The sequence below is a fragment of the Desulfovibrio legallii genome, assembly GCF_900102485.1.
Classification (GTDB): domain Bacteria; phylum Desulfobacterota; class Desulfovibrionia; order Desulfovibrionales; family Desulfovibrionaceae; genus Desulfovibrio; species Desulfovibrio legallii_A.
In genome coordinates this window covers 170,243-188,136 of record NZ_FNBX01000002.1, presented here as the reverse complement: position 1 = coordinate 188,136, position 17,894 = coordinate 170,243, and the positions used below count along the sequence as shown (strand labels likewise).

The following is a 17,894-nucleotide window of genomic DNA, read 5'->3' as shown; positions in this document are numbered from 1 at the left end:
GAGGAACCCCTATGGACATCAACAAGTTTACTGACAAAGCCCGCGAGGCCGTAGGCGAGGCCCAGACCATCGCCGCCGGCATGGGCCACCAGGAAACCGACGCCGAACACCTGGCCCTGGCCCTGGTGCGGCAGGAAAACGGCATCGTGCCCCGCATCCTGGAGCAGATGGGCGTGCAGCCCAAAGCCCTGGCCGTGGGCCTGGAAGGCGCGCTGCGCAAGCGGCCCTCGGTTTCCGGCGGCGGCATGGACCCCACCAAGATCATGATTACCCAGCGCCTGGCCAAGATTCTGGGCGACGCCCAGAATGAAGCCAAACGCATGAAGGATGAATACGTCAGCGTGGACCACCTCTTCGCCGCGCTCACAGATGTCGCCCCCTCCTCGCCCCTGGGCGAAGTCTTTAAGGAATACAAGCTCACCCGCGCCGCCTTTGTGGCCGCCATGGAAGAGCTGCGCGGCGGCGCGCGCGTGACCAGCGCCAACCCAGAGGAAACCTTCGAGGCCCTCTCCAAATACGCCCGCGACCTGGTGGAGGCCGCGCGTCAGGGCAAGATGGACCCCGTCATCGGCCGCGACGCTGAAATCCGCCGGGTGGTGCGCATCCTCTCCCGCCGCACCAAAAACAACCCCGTGCTCATTGGCGAGGCCGGCGTGGGCAAAACCGCCATTGTGGAGGGCCTGGCCTTCCGCATCGTCAAGGGCGACGTGCCCGAAGGCCTCAAGGGCCACAAGCTCTACGCTCTGGATATGGGCGCGCTCATCGCCGGGGCCAAATACCGCGGCGAGTTTGAAGAGCGCCTCAAAGCCGTGCTCAATGAGGTGGAAAAAAGCGAAGGCCGGATCATCCTCTTCATCGACGAGCTGCACACCATCGTGGGCGCAGGCAAAACCGAAGGGGCCATGGACGCGGGCAACCTGCTCAAGCCCATGCTGGCCCGCGGCGAGCTGCACTGCATCGGCGCCACCACCGTGGACGAGTACCGCAAGTACATCGAAAAAGACCCGGCCCTGGAGCGCCGCTTCCAGCCCGTTATGGTGGACGAACCCACGGTGGAGGACGCCATCTCCATCCTCCGCGGCCTTAAGGAACGCTTTGAAGTCCACCACGGCGTGCGCATCAGCGACTCGGCCATCGTAGAGGCCGTGGTGCTCTCCCACCGCTACATCACCGACCGCCAGCTGCCGGATAAGGCCATTGACCTCATCGACGAGGCCGCGGCCCTTATCCGCACGGAAATCGACTCCCTGCCCGCTGAGCTGGACGAGGTGAACCGCAAGGTCATGCAGCTCGAAATCGAGCGCGAGGCCCTGCGCCGCGAAACCGACGCCGCCTCCCAGGATCGCCTGCAACGCCTGGAAAACGAACTGGCCGACCTGCGCACCCAGCAGGCCGCCATGCGCAAACAGTGGGAGAGCGAAAAAGGCTCCATCAACACCGTGCGCGAAATCAAGGGCGAAATTGAGCAGACCAAGCTGGCCATTGAGCAGGCCGAGCGCGCCTATGACCTCAATAAGGCCGCGGAGCTCAAATACTCCAAGCTCCTTGAGCTGCAAAAGAAGCTGGCCGAGGCCTCCAAAGCCGGCAACCCGGAGGGCCAGCGCCTGCTGCGCGAAGAAGTGGGCCCCGATGACGTGGCCGAAATCGTGGCCAAGTGGACGGGCATCCCGGTCACCCGCCTCATGGAATCCGAACGCGAAAAGCTCCTTAAGCTGGCCGACCAGCTCCACGAACGCGTGGTGGGCCAGGACGAGGCCGTGACCGCCGTGGCCGACGCCGTGCTGCGCGCCCGCGCCGGGCTCTCCGATCCGGACCGGCCCACGGGCTCCTTCATCTTCCTCGGCCCCACGGGCGTGGGCAAAACCGAGCTTTCCAAAGCCCTGGCCGAAGCCCTCTTCGATACCGAAGACAATATGGTGCGCCTGGACATGAGCGAATACATGGAAAAATTCTCCGTGTCCCGCCTCATCGGCGCGCCCCCAGGATACGTGGGCTATGACGAAGGCGGCCAGCTTACTGAGGCCGTGCGCCGCAAGCCTTACTCCGTGGTGCTCTTTGACGAAATCGAAAAGGCCCACCCGGACGTCTTCAATACCCTGCTGCAACTGCTGGACGACGGCCGCCTCACAGACAGCCAGGGCCGCACCGTGGACTTCCGCAACTGCATCATTATCATGACCTCCAACATCGGCTCCACGCACCTGCTGGACGGCATCTCCCCGGACGGCGCCCTGAAGGAAGGCGCGCGCGAACAGGTTATGGAAGAGCTGCGGGCCCACTTCCGGCCGGAATTCCTTAACCGTGTGGACGAAACCGTGGTCTTCCTCCCCCTGCGCCGCGACCAGATCGCCCGCATCGTGGACCTGCAGATGCAGCGTCTGCGCAGCCGCCTGGAAGACCGCAAGATCAAGCTGGAGCTCACGGACGCCGCCCGCACCTTCATGGCCGACGCGGGCTACGACCCCGTCTACGGCGCGCGCCCCCTCAAGCGCTACGTCCAGCAGGCCGTGGAAACGCCCCTGGCCCGCGAACTGGTCAGCGGCAAAATCCGCGACGGCCAGCACGTCACCGTGGACGTGCAGAACGACACCCTGGTCTTCAACGGCAAATAGCTGGCAATGGGGGGGAAAAGAGGTTTTGTGGGGGGGCAGGGGAAACTTTTGTGAACAAAAGTTTCCCCTGCCCCCCCACGCCCCCCCATCCCCTTCAAAAAACTTTTCCTTCTCAGGGAACGCACAGGACGTACCCTGGACACCCGTACACGGCACCCCCAGAGACACGACTGCCTTCCCCCCCCCCTGGGAGTTGAGCGCGGCATAAAGGGGTGCGGTCGCGTAGCGGCGCACCCCAGCCGCGCCGCACATAGCCCCGCTGCCGCCCAACTGTCGGGCAGGGTACAGGCTGCGGCCAGCGCGCTGTTACCCTGCGCGCCACCGGGGCTGTGGGACGCGGGACACGGGGACAGATTCGGGCTGTAGGGCCGGCGGCAGTTGCGCCCGGCCTTGGGACGCATCCGCGCAGCGGGCGCGTCCCACCAGCCGGGCCATCAGGGTAAGGCGATCTGCAAAGCGGGGGGTTATGGGGGTTGTAGGGGGTCTAAGGGGGGGCGCGGCCCCGCCCTTGACCCCCTGCCCTCGCCGGAGGCGACCCAAACGAAATAAAGAAAACACACACCGCCATGCCCGGCAGGGCAAACAAGCCTCTGGTCAGGGTACGCCTACGGGCCACAGGCCGCAGGGCACAGGCCGCAGGGCACAGGCCGCATGGGGCGGGGCGCGGATTTTGTTCCCTGGCAAGGAAAAAGGCTATGTCGGGACGGGAATAGTACTCTTTGGTACAGGCCCGGTCCGGCATAGCCTTTTGACGCAGCCAGGGGGCAAAAGCCCTTCCACTTAAGGCGCGGCGCGGATTTTGTTCCCTGGCAAGGAAAAAGGCTATGTCGGGACGGGAATAGTACTCTTTGGTACAGGCCCGGTCCGGCATAGCCTTTTGACGCAGCCAGGGGGCAAAAGCCCTTCCACTTAAGGCGCGGCGCGGATTTTGTTCCCTGGCAAGGAAAAAGGCTATGTCGGGACGGGAATAGTACTCTTTGGTACAGGCCCGGTCCGGCATAGCCTTTTGACGCAGCCAGGGGGCAAAAGCCGCCCGCGCCGCGGGGTTATGGATGACACTTGGACTTAGCGCAGCCAGTCAAATCCTTCTTCAGCTCTGGCTTCTCGGCCACGACCTTGGAATGGCAACCCAGGCAGGTCATGTGCTTGAGTTCCGTCCGGGTGTGAACCACGGCGTACAGGCTCTTTTCGCCCTTTTTGGCCTTCAGGTCGTCATGGCAGCCGGCGGAGCCGCACTTGGCGAAGCTCTCTTTGCCGTTTACCAGGTGGTGACAGGTGACGCACTCCACCTTGGCGTGGGGCGCGTGGGGAAACATGACGGTTTTCTGCGCGCCCTTGAACTCCAGCGGCTTGTCCGGAGCGGTGGGGGCGGCCAGTGCGGGCAGAGCCAGCGCCAGCACGAAGCTACAGGCCAGAACCAACGTTTTTTTCACGGCGGACCTCCTTGTAAAATGCGGAACATGGGAATTGTCCTGACCATACGGTCCTCCTGTCCCGCTGTCAATGTGGACCGCATCTAGGGGATTGCCTCTGGCCCGCGCGGCGCCTTTGGGCCCCAACCGGCTGGCTCTCCACGCCAACATACTGCAATTTAACCTATTGTCTGCAATGTTCTCTACGCCGTCCTGAAAAAAACAGTGACGCCTTTGACACCCCCCTTGCAAGGGACTATATCCTGCTATAACATTACGGACCCATCCATCTACCCTTTACCACCATAAACCTGACTGCAGGGGAGGAATATGAACACCTTCGCACGACTTCAAGAGGTTTTGATGCGCGAGTTGCGGCTGATGCACTACCCCATCGCCATAAAATACTTCTTTGACAAAAAGGAACTGGAAGACTTCAAACGCGATCAGCCCCATTATGCGCCCGTTAAAGCCATGACCTTCTGTCAGGCCGAGGTGGGGGCGCGCATGGAAGGCCTGGCCGTGCTGATGGAGCAGGACAAGCTGGGCTGTTCCAACGCCAAATACGTTTTCGGCTGGAAAGGGCTGGACGAAGGGGAAATCAAAAGCCACGCCAAGTACTGCGCGGACGAAGAGCACGCCCGCCGCGTGCTGGAGGCCAAACCGCGCCTGAAGGAAAACGCCCTCCTGGCCGTGGCCGTGGCGCCCCTGGCCCTGGCGGCGGGCATGCCGGACGTGGTGCACTTCTACTGCGATTCCATGCAGGCCTACCACTTGGTGGACGACTGGATGGCCAGCCAGCGGCGGGAGCGCTTCCGGCCCTCCATGAGCGTGAACTCCGCCGCCTGTTCCGGCAACGTTTACAGCTTCAACACGCAGGAGGCCAACCTCTACCTGGCTTGCAGCGGCAGCTACAACTCCGGCAAGACCGAGCGGGGCGAAATCAACGTCTCCATTCCGGGTTCGCAGCTGGAAGGCGTGGTCCAGCGCCTGGAAGCCCGCCTCAAGGCCAAGGGCGGCGCCTCCATCACCCGCCTGGGCAATCCCTTCCCCGGCGCGGCCATCTGTAAAAACTGCCCGCTCATCATTTTCAAGAAGGAACAGGACGGCACGGCGCAGGCGTAGAGGGCTTTCCCCAGACTGCGCGCGGCGCTGCGGCCCCCTGCTTTGGGCCGCAACGCCGCCCCGCCGCGCATGGCAAAAAATAACGCTGCCCGCCTGTCGCGGCGGTCTCCTCCGCGCCAGGCGGGCCTAGAGCAGATTAACTTTGAGAAACGCATTCCCGAAGTTTACGGCACGCTCGTTTCGGTGCTCGACAGTGCAAATAACTTGCGCTTACGCCTCCACAGCGGGCGTCTGCTCACGCAGCCGCCAGGGCATTTCAAAATCGAAATGCCCTATCCGCCCGCTTTTCCCTGCGGTGCGGCGTTCGGCTCTGCCGTCGGCCCGGCGGCCTTCCGCCCCCGCTCCGGCGGCGTTGCCGCCGCGCCCCCGGCCCTGCGCTTGCGTTCATAGCCGCGCGGCGTGAGCATATACGGCCCCAGGGCGCGGCTCGTGGCGTTGCCGATGATGCACAGGCTGAGCATATCCACTTCTTCCGGGTTTACCGCGTCCAGCCGCAACACCCGCGCCGTTTGCCCGGGGCGGAAGGCCTGGCGCACCACGCCCACGGGGCAGTGCGGCTCCCGATAGTTGCGCGCCAGGGCAAGCGCCGCGGCCAGATGCTCCGGCCGCCCATGTGAACGCGGATTGTAGAGCACGCAGACAAAATCCGCCGCCAGGGCTGCCGTAAGCCGCCGCACGATGGTCTCCCAGGGCGTGAGCAGGTCGCTCAGGCTGACGCAGGCAAAATCGTGCATGAGCGGCGCGCCCAGCAGGGCTGCGGCCGCGCACACCGCGGGCACGCCCGGAACCACCGCAAAGGGCACCACGCCCGCCAGCCCGCGCGCCTCCAGGGTCTCCAGCGCCAGACCCGCCAGGGCGTAGACGCCCGGGTCGCCAGAGCAGACCAGGGCTGTGGGCTCCCCGGCCAGGGCCGCGTCCACGGCGGCGGCGCAGCGTTCGGCCTCCTGTCGCATGCCCGTGCTGATGCGGCGTTTGCCTTCCAGCAGCTCCGGCGGCACCAGATCCATATACAGATGATACCCGGCCACGCAACGCGCCTCTTGCAGCACCTGGCGGGCCTGAGGCGTCAGACATTGCGCGTCGCCGGGGCCAAGGCCCACCACATGCAGGGTTGCAGGCTTCATGCGTACTCCTCCATAAATGGATAACAGCAGGACCAGAACGCGCGCGATGCGGCGTTTGCCAGTGCTGCAGGCTTCATGCGCGTTCCTCCGTGAATGGACAGGGCAGGCTGGCTGCGGCGCGCGCGCCGTCGGCCAGGGCCGAAGGGGGCGGCCCGCCCAGGGCCACGGCCAGGGTCAGGGCCGCCTGAAACACGGTTTTGGGCGCAAGCAGGCGCGCCCCCTGTACGGATGCCGTATCGGCCGCCGCCAGCAGGGCTGCGCCCTCGCACACGCCGAAGGGCGGCAGGCCGAAACGCCGCCCCGCCGCCGCCGAGGGGTGGGGCACGGGGCAACGGGCCAGGGCCGCCGCGTCAAAGCCGCGCAAGGGCACGCGCAGCAGAGCCGCCAGCTTTTGCAGGGCCGGTTCCGCCAGTTTTTCGCGCACCGTGGCCAATCCGGCTACGGCCAGGGGTTCCAGGCCCAGCCGGGCGCACAGGGCGCACAGGGCGTCCGCCGCCGCCAGCTCAGGAATGCCCTTGCGGCAGCCCAGGCCCACATACAGCCGCGGCACGGCCACCCGCAGCCTGCCGGGTGCGGGCGGCAGCCGCCGGTAGTGCGCGGCCAGCAACAACGCGCCGTCCGGCTGCCGGGGCGGCAGGGCGCTCTCCGCACGCGCCGCCGCCGTGTCCGCACGCATCAGCCAGGGGCGCGGCGGCAGCGCCCCACAGGGGTCCCAAAGCGGCAGGGGACGGCCTTCCAACAACGCCGCCTGCAGACGGGGCAAAACGCCCCAGTCCACCAGGCGCAGGCCCGCCTCCTGCAACAGCAGGTCCAGGGCCGGCACGCCAGGCGCGGGGGCCGCGTTGGTTCTGCCCGCGCCGTCCCCGGCGCCTGTCCCCCCCCCGGCCGCACCTGCCCACGTTTTTCCCCCCCCGGCCTCCAGGGCGTCCGAAGCGGTGGTGATGACGGGCGTGGCCCCCAGCAGGGCCGCCAGATGCCGGGCCAGGGCGTTGCCGCCGCCCCAGTGGCCGGAAAGCAGGCTCACCACATGAGCCCCGGCCGGATCCAGCACCAAAACGGGCGGATCCACGCTCTTGTGCGCCAGCAGGGGGGCCAGGGCGCGCACGGCAATGCCCGCCGCGCCCACAAAGATGTGCGCGCCGTACTGCCGGTAGGTCTCCGCCAGCAGGACGCTCAGGCTTGCAAAGGGGGCGGCGTCCGCAGGGCAGAAGCGCAGGGGCGCGTAGAGGCGGCAGGGCGCGGCATCGGGACCCGGCGGCACGGGGCCAACGGAAGCGGCCCAGGGCGCGGCCGCAAGTGCGGCCCGCACCCGTCGGGCCAGGGGCAGACCCCCGACGCTGCACACATAACAGGCGATAAGGGCGGGCATACGCATCTCCGGGCAGTTCAGGCCGCGCGCTCCAGGGTACACGGCCCCTGAGGAGAAAAAATTTTTTGAAGGCTGGGAGCGCGGGGAGAAGGGGACTTTGGGTCGGCTTAGCCCGTTACGACGAAGGAGCTTAGCCCGTTACGACGAAGGAAGTTACGGGCGAAGACAGCAACGCTAGTTACGGGCGAAGACAGCAGCGCTGGTTACGGGAAAGACAGCAGCGCTCAAAAGTCCCCTCCCCCCACACATCTCTCCCCCTGCCCTCACAAAAATCTTCTCTACCCCCCCAGATAGGCTTCACGCACGGCGGGGTCGGCCAGGAGGTTGGCGGCGCTGTCTTCGCGCACCACGTTGCCCACTTCGAGGACGTAGCCGCGGGTGGCCAGGCGCAGGGCGGCGCGGGCGTTTTGTTCCACCAGCAGCACGGTGACGCCGCGTTTGTTGATGGCCCGCACGGTTTCAAAGATGGAGCGCACCAGCAGGGGCGCCAGGCCCAGAGAGGGTTCGTCCAGCAGCAGCAGGCGCGGCTGGGCCATGAGGGCGCGGCCAATGGCGAGCATCTGCTGTTCGCCGCCGGAGAGGGTGCCTGCCAGCTGGTCCTTACGTTCCAGCAGGCGGGGGAAGAGGTCAAAAATCCACTCCAGGGTCTTTTCGCTGCGGGCTTTGTCCCGCACGCAGAAGGCCCCCAGGCGCAAATTTTCCAGCACGCTCATGACGCCGAAAACCCGGCGGCCTTCGGGGGATTGGGCAATGCCCAGGTCCACCACCTTGTGGCTGGGCAGGCGCAGCAGATCCTGGCCTTCAAAAAGGATTTCCCCGGCAAAGGGGCGCACCAGGCCGCTGATGGAGAGCAGGGTGGTGCTTTTGCCCGCGCCGTTGGCCCCCAGGATGGTGACAATTTCGCCTTCTTCCACCCGCAGGTTCACGCCGTGCAGCACTTCCACGCTGCCGTAGCGCACCCGCACGTCCACAAGTTGCAACAGGGCCATGCCTACCACTCTCCGTCGTCCGCGCCCAGGTAGGCTTCAATGACCGCGGGATCCTGCCGCACGGTCTGGGGGCTGCCCTGGGCGATCATGGCGCCGTGCTCCAGCACCACCAGTTTTTCGCAAATCTGCATGACCAGCCGCATGTCGTGTTCAATGAGCAGCACGGTGACGCCCCGGTTGCGGATGGCGCGGATGGTTTCCACCAAGGCGGCGGTTTCCTGGTCGTTCATGCCGCCGGCGGGTTCGTCCAGAATGATCAGGCGCGGGTCCGAGGCCAGGGCGCGGGCGATTTCCAGCAGGCGCTGATTGCCGTAAGAAAGCCCGCCGGCAGCCTCCATATAGTGCCCGGCCAGGCCCACGAAGCGCAGCTCCTCCATGCAGCGGTCCACGGCGGCGCGCTCTTCGCGGCGCTGGGCCGGGGTATGCAGCATACAGGAAAGCAGCCCGGCGCGCATGCGGCAGTGCCGTCCGGCCAGAACATTTTCCAGCGCGGGCAGTTTGCCGAACAGGCGGATGGTCTGGAAGGTGCGGGCGATGCCCAGCTCCACCACCTTGTGGGGCCGCAGCCCGGCAATGGACGCGCCGTCAAAGAAGACGCGGCCCTGCTCCGGCGTGTAGTTGCCGGTGATGCAGTTGAATACCGTGGTCTTGCCCGCGCCGTTGGGGCCGATAAGCCCTACAATGCTGCCGTCCTCCACGGTAAAGGTCAGGTCGTTGACGGCCACCAGCCCGCCGAAGACCTTGGTCACCTGCTGGAGATGCAAGAGGCTCATGCGGGCCTCCCCGCCGCAGGGGCGACTGCGGACGCCACGGCGGATGCGGCCGCATCCGCGCCCTCAGGCCCGCCCAAGGCTGCGGGCGGCGCGGCCGGGCCGTCCGGGGGCGGCGTCACACGGTAGCGCCGGGGCTGGGGGGGCAGCAGGCCCTGGGGCCGCCAGACCATCATGACCATCATGGCCAGGCCGAAGATGAGCATGCGCGCGTTGGAAAATTCGCGCAGCAGTTCGGGCAGCCCGATGAAGAGAAAGGCGCTGATCAGCACGCCGATCTGGCTGCCGCCGGAGAGGATGACCACGGCAAAGATGATGACGGATTCCATAAAATTAAAAGATTCCGGAGCAATCGTAGTCATTTTTGCGGCATACAGGGTGCCGGCCATACCGGCCCAGAAGGCCCCCAGCACAAAGGCGGCCAGCTTGTAGTGGGTGACGTTGACGCCACAGCCTTCGGCGGCCACGTCATCCTCTTTAATGTAGTTGAGGGCGCGGCCGAAGCGGGAGTGCCACAGGCCGTAGAAGAGCAGCAGGCTCACGCCCACCATGCCCCAGACCAGGTAGTAGAAATGCACGCTTTTCACAATCTTGAAACCAAAAAAGCGGGGCCGGGCAATGCCGAAAATGCCGTTGGAGCCGCCCGTGAGGCCGAAAATGTCGTTGATGAGGGCAATGCGCACAATTTCCACAATGCCGATGGTGACAATGAGCAGATAATCGCCCCGCAGGTGGATGATGGGCCTGGCCACCACCAGGGCCACCAGGGCGGCCGCCGCGCCCGCCAGGGGCATGACCCAGAGCACCGGCCAGTGGTAGACGGTATTGCAGATGGCCGTCGCATAGGCCCCCACGGCGAAGAAGGCCGCGTGCCCCATGTGGAAGATGCCCGCCTGCCCCAGAATGACATTGAGGGAAAGGGCCAGCAGGGCGTAAAGGCCGATGCTCACGCAAACGTCCAGCCAGTAGGCGTTGCAGACCAGGGGCAGGGCGCAGAGCAGCAGGCCCGGCAAAATGTAGAGCAAAGGGGAACGGCGCGCGCTCATAGCTTTTCCGCCGTGCGTTCGCCCAGAAGGCCCGTAGGCCGGACGATAAGGATGAGGATCAGCACCACGAAGGCGATGGCGTCCTTCCAGGCAATGGCGATGTAGCCCGCGGCCAGGGCCTCCACCACGCCCAGCAGCAAGCCGCCCAGCATGGCACCGGGGATGTTGCCGATGCCGCCCAGGATGGCGGCGGTAAAGGCCTTAAGCCCGTAGGACCAGCCCATGGTAAAATCGATCTGCCCGTAGTAGATGCCCACCATCAGGCCCGCCGCGCCGCCCAGGCCGGGCCCGATAAGAAAGACCAGAGAAATGACCCGGTCCACGTTAATGCCCATAAGCTGGGCCGCGCCGGGGTCGATGGCCACGGCGCGGATGGCCGCGCCCGTGCGGGTGCGCTGAATAAAGGCCGAAAGCCCCAGCATAAGCAGCACGCAGGCGGCGATGACCAGCAGGCGCACCCCAGGCACGGCCAGGCCGAAGAGGTGGACTGTGAAGTTCGGCCGCAGGTAGTCCGGGTAAACGTAGAACCGCGCGCCGTAGATAAGCATGATGGCGTTCTGAAAAAAGATGGACGCGCCCAGGGCCGAAACCACGGCGGAGAGCCGCCCGGCGTTGCGCAGTGGCCGGTAGGCCGTGCGCTCCAGCAGGTAGCCCACCAGGGCCACCAACAGGGCCACCATCAGAAAGACCAGGCCCACGGCCAGAAAAGGCGGCAGCAGCCCGGCCAGGTTGCAGCTCACCAGCAGGGTCAGGCCCAGGTAGGCCCCCACGGTAAAGAGATCGCCGTGGGCAAAGTTGATGAGCTTGAGCACGCCGTAGACCATGGTGTAGCCCAGGGCCACCAGCGCGTAAATGCCCCCTACGGCCAGGCCGTTCAACAGCTGTTGTAAAAATTGTTCCATGTGCGTTCGGAGCGCCCGGCCGCGCGGCGGACCGGCGACGGGACACGGAAAGGCGGCGTGGGGCCGCACCGGCGCGGGCACGGCGAGGCCCCGGCATGCCGGGGCCTCGCGCAGCCGCGTCGGCGACGGACCGCCGCCGGTGGCTATTTGGGTTGCAGCACAAAGCGGCCTTTATTGTCCACCTTGTACACGCGGTAAAACTCGCCTACCCGGTCGCCCTTGGCGTCAAAGCCCAGGGTGCCGGAAAGCGCCGGCATGCCCTTAAGCTGCTTGAGCCAGGCGGCCATGGCTTCGGGCTTATCCTGGCCGGCTTCCAGCGCGCCCACAATAGCCTTGAAGGCGTCGCCCGCCAGCACGGCCCAGACAGACACGGGCACCGCGTGGTAGCGGGCCTGGAAGGCCTGCAGAAAGGCTTTGGCCTCCGGCGTGTCCATATCCTGCGGCAGGGGCGGGCTCACAAAGAAGTAGCCCTCGGCAGCCTCCACCCCGGCGATCTTGACCAAATCCTGGTGGTTGGCGGCATCGCCGCCCATCATGGGCGCGTTCCAGCCCATTTCCCTTTTCTGCCGCAACAGCATGCCGGTTTCCGGATAGTAGCCGGTAAAGAAGATCAGGTCGGGCTTGGCGGCCTTGAGTTTGGTGAGAATGGCCGTGTAGTCGCGCTCTCCGGGGGTAAGAGCGTCGTAAAAGACCACCTTCACGCCCAGCTTGGCCAGCTGGGCCTTGGTTTCTTCGGCCAGGCCCTTGGCGTAGGAGGAATTGTCGTGCAGCAAGGCCACGGCCTTGTAGCCGCCCTTGACGATGGCCGCGGCGGCGGAGCGCCCCTGGGCGTCGTCACGCGGGCAGGTGCGGAAAAAGAGCGGCAGGCCCTTTTCCGTCAGGCGCACGCTGGTGGAGCCCGTGCCGATCTGCACCAGGCCCGCCTCGTCCAGGATGCTCTGACTGGCCTCGGTCACGGCCGAGCCGTAGGTGCCGATGACCGCCGTCACCCCGGAGGAAGCCAGCTTCTGCGCGGCCAGGGCCGCCGTGCGCGGGTCACCCGCGTCGTCTTCCACCACCAGATCGATCTTGCGGCCCTTGACGCCGCCCTTGGCGTTGACCTCGTCGGCCAGCAGGCTGACGATGTTTTTCATGTCCTGGCCTTCAGAGGCCCACTTGCCCGTCAACGGGCACATCAGCCCGATTTTGACGTCCGCCGCCAGCGCCACGGCCGGCAGCAGCAGGGTCAGGGCCAAGGCCCCGAACCAACGGCCACATCCTTTCATTTGACACCCCCGTCAGGTATGCGTGTTGCGAACAGGCCCCCACGTTATCCCAAAAAGCCGAAAAGCAAAAGCCCCAACCGGGCCGCAGGTCATGCGCTTTTTTTCACTTTTTCCTGAAAGTGAAATATCGACAAATAAAAAAATCTGCCGTAGAATACAAGCAGAAATCGAAGGGAATTCCCCCTGCCCACGTTGTTGCGCGCGGCGGTTCCCTTTCCCTCCGTCGTGCCGGTTCCGGGCCCGCCACGGCAAGCGCGCAAGCCCGGGTGTGACGCCGCGTTTCGCTGCGCCTTCCTTTCCCGCCTCACCGCAGCAGCGCGGCCCGCCGCCAGAGCGGTCGCCGATTTTATCCTTATACACGGAGCGCCCCTGTGGGCCGCGCCCGTGCTTGTTTGCGGCGATCGCCCCCCTCGGCGGCCGCCGGGCGCGAAAGCCCCGGCAAGGAGCGCCTATGCGGTTCCGTTTCGACAAAGCCGCCTGCCAGAACACCCGCAGGGCTCTGCGCAAGGAATGGCTGCTCACCAACGGCCGGGGCGACTACGCCGCCGGCAGCATTCTGGGCTGCAACACCCGCAAGTATCACGGTCTGCTGGTGGTCGATACCGTTCACGGCCGCCATGTGCTGCTCTCGGCGCTGGAGGAATCCGTGCTGGGCGGCGGCAAGGAATTTTTCTTCTCCACCAGGCAGCACCCCGGCCTGCTCTACCCCCACGGGCACGAATGCCAGGAGGCCTTCTGCCTGGACCAATGGCCCCGCTGGACCTACCGCGTGGGCGAGGCGCGCCTGGACAGGGAGCTTTTCCTCATCCGGGGGGAAAGCCGCCTGGTTCTGCGCTACAGCCTGTGCGGCCCGGCGGATCTGCCGCCCTTGACCCTGCGGCTGCGGCCCCTGCTGGCCTGCCGCCCCATGCACGCCCTCACCCACGCCAATCCGCAGGCGCGCGGCGCAACCACGCCCGTGCCGCACGGCTTCGGCGTGCAGCCTTACGCCAGCCTGCCGCCCCTCTATTTTCAGGTGCAGCGCGCGGCTGCGCCCCAGGACAAGGCCGTGGGGGAAGCCGTCTTCACGTCCGGGCCCGACTGGTGCCGCCAGGTGGAATATTTTCAGGAGGCGGAACGCGGCTTTCCCTCCAGCGAAGACCTCTTCATTCCCGGCTTGCTGGAAATTCCCCTGCCGCCCCTGACCCGCGGCGTTCACGTCTATCTTTCTGCAGGCGTTGCGCCCTGCACGGACGATCTGGCCGAGCTCTGGGCGGCGGAAAGCCGCGCCCGCACCAAGGCCCACCGCGCGGGCGGCGGCCTGGCCGGGCACCTGGCCCAGACCGGCCGGCAGTTCTGCACCGCCACGCCCCAGGGCGCGCCCCAGGTGGTGGCGGGCTATCCCTGGTTTGAAGCCTGGGGCAGAGATACCTGCATCAGCCTGCCGGGCCTGGCCTTTGCGGCGGGCCGCACGGATTTCGGCCTGCGCGTGCTGGCCCGGCTGGGGCAGAGCCTGCGCCGCGGCCTGTTGCCCAACATGTTTGCCGTGGACGGCAACCACGCCTACAACGCCGTGGACGCGGCCCTGTGGTACGCCTTTGCCGTGCAGAGCTTCTGCCGCACGGCCGACGAGACAGGCTACGCCTGGGTGCGGGAGCACGCCTGGCCCGCGCTGCTGGCCATTATCCGCGGCTACAGGGAAGGCCCGGGCCAGGGCGTCTATGTGGACGCCCACGGCCTCCTGCACGCGGGCGACGCCCGCACCCAGCTCACCTGGATGGACGCCCAGGTCAACGGCCGCCCGGTAACGCCGCGCCACGGCTTTCCCGTGGAGGTCAACGCCCTGTGGTACAACCTGCTGGCCTTTGCGGACGCCCTGGCCCGCCGCTTTCACGAGCCGGAGCCAGCCGGGGACGCGCTGCTGCGCGACATGCGCCTGGCCTTTCTGCAACGCTTCTGGGTTCCGGAAGGCGGCGGCCGCCTGGGCGACGTCTGGCGTGAAAGCGGGCTGGACAAAAGCGTGCGGCCCAACCAGATTTTTGCCGTTTCCCTGCCCTACCCCATTCTTCCGGAAGACTTCCAGGCCCAGGTGGTGGAATGCGTGCGCAACAAACTGCTCACGCCCTACGGCCTGCGCACCCTGGCCCCGGACGATCCGGCCTACTGCGGGCGCTACGCGGGCGGGCCGGAAGAACGCGACGCGGCCTACCATCAGGGCACGGTCTGGCCCTGGCTGCTGGGCCACTACGGCGACGCCCTGCTGCGCACGGCCTGGGACGTGGAAGGGGCCGTACGGGGCCTTCTGGAAACGCTCACGCCCCTCTACTGCGACCACCTGACCGATGCGGGCCTGGGCAGCATTTCGGAAATTTTTGACGGCTCCCCGCCCTACGCGCCCAACGGCTGCATTGCCCAGGCCTGGAGCGTGGCCGAGTGCCTGCGCCTGCTTCTGGCGCTGCGCGCCGCGGCCCCGGAGGCAGTGGACCAGTGGGAGCGCCGGGCGGCCTGCCGCCTGGCCCATCCCGTATCGGGCGATACGGCGGGCGTCTGCCGCGTGGTCATGAACCTGGGCGCAGCCCACGGCGGGGCAAACGCCGCCGCGCCGCGCCCGGCCCTATAAGGAATTTGCCATGCGTGTGCTTATGTTCGGCTGGGAATTCCCCCCCCACATCAGCGGCGGCCTTGGCACAGCCTGCTATGGCATGACCCAGGCGCTGGCCAAAAAGGGCGTGGACATTCTTTTTGTGCTGCCCCGCGCACAGGGCGCAAAAGGCCAAAACGACTTCCTGCGGCTGATGGAAGCCTCAGGCACGCCCATCAGCCCGGAAACGGAAGAGCGCCTCGCCTGGGCCGGGCAGGAGGCCTGGCGGCAGAGCATCCGCTACCTGCCCCTGGACAGCCCCCTGACCCCCTACCTAACGCCCGGCGGCTACGCCAGGGCGCTGCGCCAGCTCTGCCGCCAGGGCCGCAGAACGCTCCAGTCCGCGCCCGGCCGCACGGGCGACTTCACCTATGCCCTGCACGGCGGCTACGGCCCGGACCTCATGACCGAGGTGCGGCGCTACGCCCGCCTGGCAGCGGCCATAGCCTTGCGGGAGGATTTTGACGTCATCCACGCCCACGACTGGATGACCTACCCCGCGGGCATGCTGGTCAAGGCCCTGACGGGCAAGCCCCTGGTGGTCCACATCCACGCCACGGAGTACGACCGCAGCGGCGAAAACGTCAACGAGCAGGTGGCCGGGCTGGAGCGCGCAGGCATGCTGGCCGCCGACGTGGTGGTGGCCGTGAGCCGCCTGACCCGCAAGACGGTCATGGAGCGCTACGGCATCCCGCCCGAAAAAATCGTGGTGGTGCACAATGCCGTGGCCCGGCACGAAGCGGAAAAGCACTACGCCATCCCGCCGCGCATCCGCCACGAGAAGCGGGTGCTCTTTCTGGGCCGCGTTACGTTCCAGAAAGGGCCGGAATACTTTATGGAAGCAGCCCGCCTGGTGCTGCAGAAGATCCCCAACGTGCGCTTTTTCATGGCCGGCAGCGGCGATCTGCTGCCCAGCCTCATCCGCCGGGCCGGGCAGCTGCGCATGGGGCGGCGCTTCCACTTCGCGGGCTTTCTGCGCGGGGAGGACGTGGACCGCATGTTCGCCTTAAGCGATCTCTACGTCATGCCCTCGGTTTCCGAGCCCTTCGGCATCACCCCGCTGGAAGCCATGCTCTATGACGTGCCCGTGCTGCTCTCGCGCCAGTCCGGCGTGGCCGAAGTGCTGCAGCACGCCCTCAAGGCCGACTTCTGGGATACCCGCGACATGGCCGACAAAATCTGCGCTGTGCTGCGCTACCCCTGCCTGGCCGCCGAACTGGTCAAAAACTGTCGGGAAGAAATGAAATCCATCCGCTGGGAAAACGCCGCAGAACAACTCCTGGCCGTGTACCGCAACCTGTACGGAGGTCGCTGATGCCAGCTCTTTGCCTGTGTTTCGAGGTTCATGAGCCTTATCAGTTGCGCCGCTATACCGTGTTCGACATGGGGCAGAACTCCCTGTACGAGGACGATGACCGCAACTGCGAAACCCTGCTGCGGGCCGCGCGGCTTTGCTACCTGCCCGCCAACGAGCTCATGCTCCGGCTTATCCGCCGTCACAAGGGGGCCTTTTGCCTGGCCCTTTCCATTTCCGGCACCGCCCTGGACCTTTTTGAGCAATACGCCCCGGAAGTGCTGGACAGCTTCAAGGCCCTGGCCGCCACGGGCTGCGTGGAGTTTCTGGGCGAAACCAGCGCCCATTCCCTGGCCTTTCTCTACTCCCGGCAGGAATTCGAGCGTCAGGTCAGGGCCCAGGCCGCGCGGCTGCAAAGTCTGTTCGGCGCAAAGCCCGTGAGCTTCAAGCATACGGAATGCATCTACAACAACGATCTGGCCGCGGCCCTGCCCCGGCTGGGCTTCAAAACCGTGCTGGCCGAAGGCGCGGACCATCTGCTGGGCTGGCGCAGCCCCAACTGCCTCTATCGCCCGGCGGGCGCGCCCAGAATGCGCCTTCTGCTGCGCAATGCGGGGCTTTCCGCCGACATGGGGCGGCGCTTCGGCGACCGCTCCTGGAACGACTGGCCCCTTACGGCGGACAAATTCGCCACCTGGTGCCGCGGCCTGGCCGACACAGCCCAGGTTGTTACCCTCTGCAACGACTACCACCTGCTGGGCCTGCGCTTCAGCAAAGATACGGGCGTCTTCGACTTCATGGAAGCCCTGCCCAAGGCCATCCTGGCGGACAGCAACTTCCGCTGGAGCACCCCGGCCGCCGCAAGCGCAGCCCTGCAGCCCGTGGGCGAGGTGGACGCGCCCCAGTTCCTCTCCTGGGAGGAAGAAGGCCGCGACCTCACCTCCTGGCTGGGCAACGACATGCAAAAGGACGCCATCCACGCCCTTTACAGCCTGACCCCGCGCGTGCGGCGCTGCGCCGACGCAGACCTGACCAGGGATTTTGAACGCCTCCAGACCGCCGACCACTTTGCCTGCATGTCCACCAAGTGGTTCGCCCACCCGGCCACGGACAGGCCCAATCCCTTTGCAAGCCCTTACGATGCGTACATCACCTATATGAACGTGCTGGCGGATTTTGAAATGCGCCTGGACGCGGCGGACCGCGCCAGGGCCGCCAAAACCCGCGCCGCCCGCCGTGCGGCCGCTGCGGATGCGCCGCCCGCCGTGCCCGAAACCGGAAAACGGCGCCGCAAGGAGACCAGAACCAGGATTGCAAAACCGCGGGCGGCAAGCGCGGCCCCGGAACAAGCGTAACGATGGCGTAG

General features: G+C 66.3%; 14 protein-coding genes. 5 read left to right on the top strand and 9 right to left on the bottom strand.

The genetic code is table 11. The features are described 5' to 3' along the window. The first annotated feature begins 11 nt into the window (after positions 1 to 11). Positions 12 to 2,612 carry an ATP-dependent chaperone ClpB gene (gene clpB, locus BLS55_RS02020; RefSeq protein WP_092152694.1) on the top strand — a complete coding sequence of 867 codons (2,601 nt, stop codon included), beginning with the start codon at positions 12 to 14 and terminating at the stop codon, positions 2,610 to 2,612. Positions 2,613 to 3,658: 1,046 nt separating this feature from the next. Here clpB and BLS55_RS02015 read toward each other — a convergent pair. After that, positions 3,659 to 4,045, bottom strand: a complete 387-nt coding sequence (locus BLS55_RS02015) for a cytochrome c3 family protein (protein ID WP_092152693.1) — start codon at positions 4,043 to 4,045, stop codon at positions 3,659 to 3,661. A 309-nt stretch (positions 4,046 to 4,354) separates the two neighbouring features. Between BLS55_RS02015 and BLS55_RS02010 the strand changes: the two genes are divergently transcribed. Continuing rightward, positions 4,355 to 5,149 (top strand): DUF169 domain-containing protein, encoded by a 795-nt coding sequence (locus BLS55_RS02010; RefSeq protein WP_092152692.1) that lies wholly within the window; start codon positions 4,355 to 4,357, stop codon positions 5,147 to 5,149. Between the two features lie 272 nt (positions 5,150 to 5,421). On the opposite strand, the gene cobJ is transcribed toward BLS55_RS02010, so the two are convergent. The 8 genes from cobJ to BLS55_RS11780 all read right to left on the bottom strand — a co-directional run bounded on the left by cobJ (position 5,422) and on the right by BLS55_RS11780 (position 12,974). Beyond that, positions 5,422 to 6,273, bottom strand: a complete 852-nt coding sequence (gene cobJ, locus BLS55_RS02005; protein ID WP_092152691.1) for a precorrin-3B C(17)-methyltransferase — start codon at positions 6,271 to 6,273, stop codon at positions 5,422 to 5,424. A gap of 73 nt (positions 6,274 to 6,346) precedes the next feature. Continuing rightward, complete coding sequence (locus BLS55_RS02000; protein WP_092152690.1) at positions 6,347 to 7,642, bottom strand: cobalamin biosynthesis protein; 1,296 nt, start codon at positions 7,640 to 7,642, stop codon at positions 6,347 to 6,349. A 278-nt stretch (positions 7,643 to 7,920) separates the two neighbouring features. Next, on the bottom strand, positions 7,921 to 8,631 hold the full coding sequence (locus BLS55_RS01995; protein WP_092152689.1) for an ABC transporter ATP-binding protein: 711 nt from the start codon (positions 8,629 to 8,631) through the stop codon (positions 7,921 to 7,923). Between the two features lie 2 nt (positions 8,632 to 8,633). Further along, positions 8,634 to 9,404, bottom strand: a complete 771-nt coding sequence (locus tag BLS55_RS01990; protein ID WP_092152688.1) for an ABC transporter ATP-binding protein — start codon at positions 9,402 to 9,404, stop codon at positions 8,634 to 8,636. Continuing rightward, positions 9,401 to 10,447 carry a branched-chain amino acid ABC transporter permease gene (locus BLS55_RS01985; protein ID WP_092152687.1) on the bottom strand — a complete coding sequence of 349 codons (1,047 nt, stop codon included), beginning with the start codon at positions 10,445 to 10,447 and terminating at the stop codon, positions 9,401 to 9,403. Before BLS55_RS01985 ends, BLS55_RS01990 begins: the two co-directional genes overlap by 4 nt. Then, positions 10,444 to 11,349: a branched-chain amino acid ABC transporter permease gene (locus BLS55_RS01980; protein WP_092152686.1), complete on the bottom strand. Its 906-nt coding sequence runs from the start codon at positions 11,347 to 11,349 to the stop codon at positions 10,444 to 10,446. Before BLS55_RS01980 ends, BLS55_RS01985 begins: the two co-directional genes overlap by 4 nt. A gap of 143 nt (positions 11,350 to 11,492) precedes the next feature. Continuing rightward, positions 11,493 to 12,614, bottom strand: a complete 1,122-nt coding sequence (locus tag BLS55_RS01975; protein ID WP_092152685.1) for a branched-chain amino acid ABC transporter substrate-binding protein — start codon at positions 12,612 to 12,614, stop codon at positions 11,493 to 11,495. Positions 12,615 to 12,626: 12 nt separating this feature from the next. Then, positions 12,627 to 12,974 carry a hypothetical protein gene (locus BLS55_RS11780; RefSeq protein ID WP_143339494.1) on the bottom strand — a complete coding sequence of 116 codons (348 nt, stop codon included), beginning with the start codon at positions 12,972 to 12,974 and terminating at the stop codon, positions 12,627 to 12,629. 91 nt (positions 12,975 to 13,065) lie between these two features. On the opposite strand from BLS55_RS11780, the gene BLS55_RS01970 reads away from it, so the two are divergent. The 3 genes from BLS55_RS01970 to BLS55_RS01960 are packed head-to-tail and all read left to right on the top strand — an operon-like array spanning position 13,066 to position 17,883. Next, complete coding sequence (locus tag BLS55_RS01970; RefSeq protein ID WP_092152684.1) at positions 13,066 to 15,213, top strand: amylo-alpha-1,6-glucosidase; 2,148 nt, start codon at positions 13,066 to 13,068, stop codon at positions 15,211 to 15,213. A gap of 10 nt (positions 15,214 to 15,223) precedes the next feature. Then, positions 15,224 to 16,549 carry a glycosyltransferase family 4 protein gene (locus BLS55_RS01965; RefSeq protein WP_092152683.1) on the top strand — a complete coding sequence of 442 codons (1,326 nt, stop codon included), beginning with the start codon at positions 15,224 to 15,226 and terminating at the stop codon, positions 16,547 to 16,549. Then, complete coding sequence (locus tag BLS55_RS01960; protein WP_092152682.1) at positions 16,549 to 17,883, top strand: glycoside hydrolase family 57 protein; 1,335 nt, start codon at positions 16,549 to 16,551, stop codon at positions 17,881 to 17,883. The genes BLS55_RS01965 and BLS55_RS01960 overlap by 1 nt, the downstream gene beginning before the upstream one ends. The last annotated feature ends 11 nt before the right edge of the window (positions 17,884 to 17,894 follow it).

What these genes read in the sequence shown, in the direction of transcription:
- BLS55_RS02000 (WP_092152690.1), bottom strand. Translation starts at nt 7,642, where the DNA reads ATGCCCGCCCTTATCGCCTGTTATGTGTGCAGCGTCGGGGGTCTGCCC.
- BLS55_RS01970 (WP_092152684.1), top strand. Translation starts at nt 13,066, where the DNA reads ATGCGGTTCCGTTTCGACAAAGCCGCCTGCCAGAACACCCGCAGGGCT.
- BLS55_RS01965 (WP_092152683.1), top strand. Translation starts at nt 15,224, where the DNA reads ATGCGTGTGCTTATGTTCGGCTGGGAATTCCCCCCCCACATCAGCGGC.
- cobJ (WP_092152691.1), bottom strand. Translation starts at nt 6,273, where the DNA reads ATGAAGCCTGCAACCCTGCATGTGGTGGGCCTTGGCCCCGGCGACGCG.
- BLS55_RS01990 (WP_092152688.1), bottom strand. Translation starts at nt 9,404, where the DNA reads ATGAGCCTCTTGCATCTCCAGCAGGTGACCAAGGTCTTCGGCGGGCTG.
- BLS55_RS02010 (WP_092152692.1), top strand. Translation starts at nt 4,355, where the DNA reads ATGAACACCTTCGCACGACTTCAAGAGGTTTTGATGCGCGAGTTGCGG.
- BLS55_RS01975 (WP_092152685.1), bottom strand. Translation starts at nt 12,614, where the DNA reads ATGAAAGGATGTGGCCGTTGGTTCGGGGCCTTGGCCCTGACCCTGCTG.
- clpB (WP_092152694.1), top strand. Translation starts at nt 12, where the DNA reads ATGGACATCAACAAGTTTACTGACAAAGCCCGCGAGGCCGTAGGCGAG.
- BLS55_RS01980 (WP_092152686.1), bottom strand. Translation starts at nt 11,349, where the DNA reads ATGGAACAATTTTTACAACAGCTGTTGAACGGCCTGGCCGTAGGGGGC.
- BLS55_RS01995 (WP_092152689.1), bottom strand. Translation starts at nt 8,631, where the DNA reads ATGGCCCTGTTGCAACTTGTGGACGTGCGGGTGCGCTACGGCAGCGTG.
- BLS55_RS01960 (WP_092152682.1), top strand. Translation starts at nt 16,549, where the DNA reads ATGCCAGCTCTTTGCCTGTGTTTCGAGGTTCATGAGCCTTATCAGTTG.
- BLS55_RS01985 (WP_092152687.1), bottom strand. Translation starts at nt 10,447, where the DNA reads ATGAGCGCGCGCCGTTCCCCTTTGCTCTACATTTTGCCGGGCCTGCTG.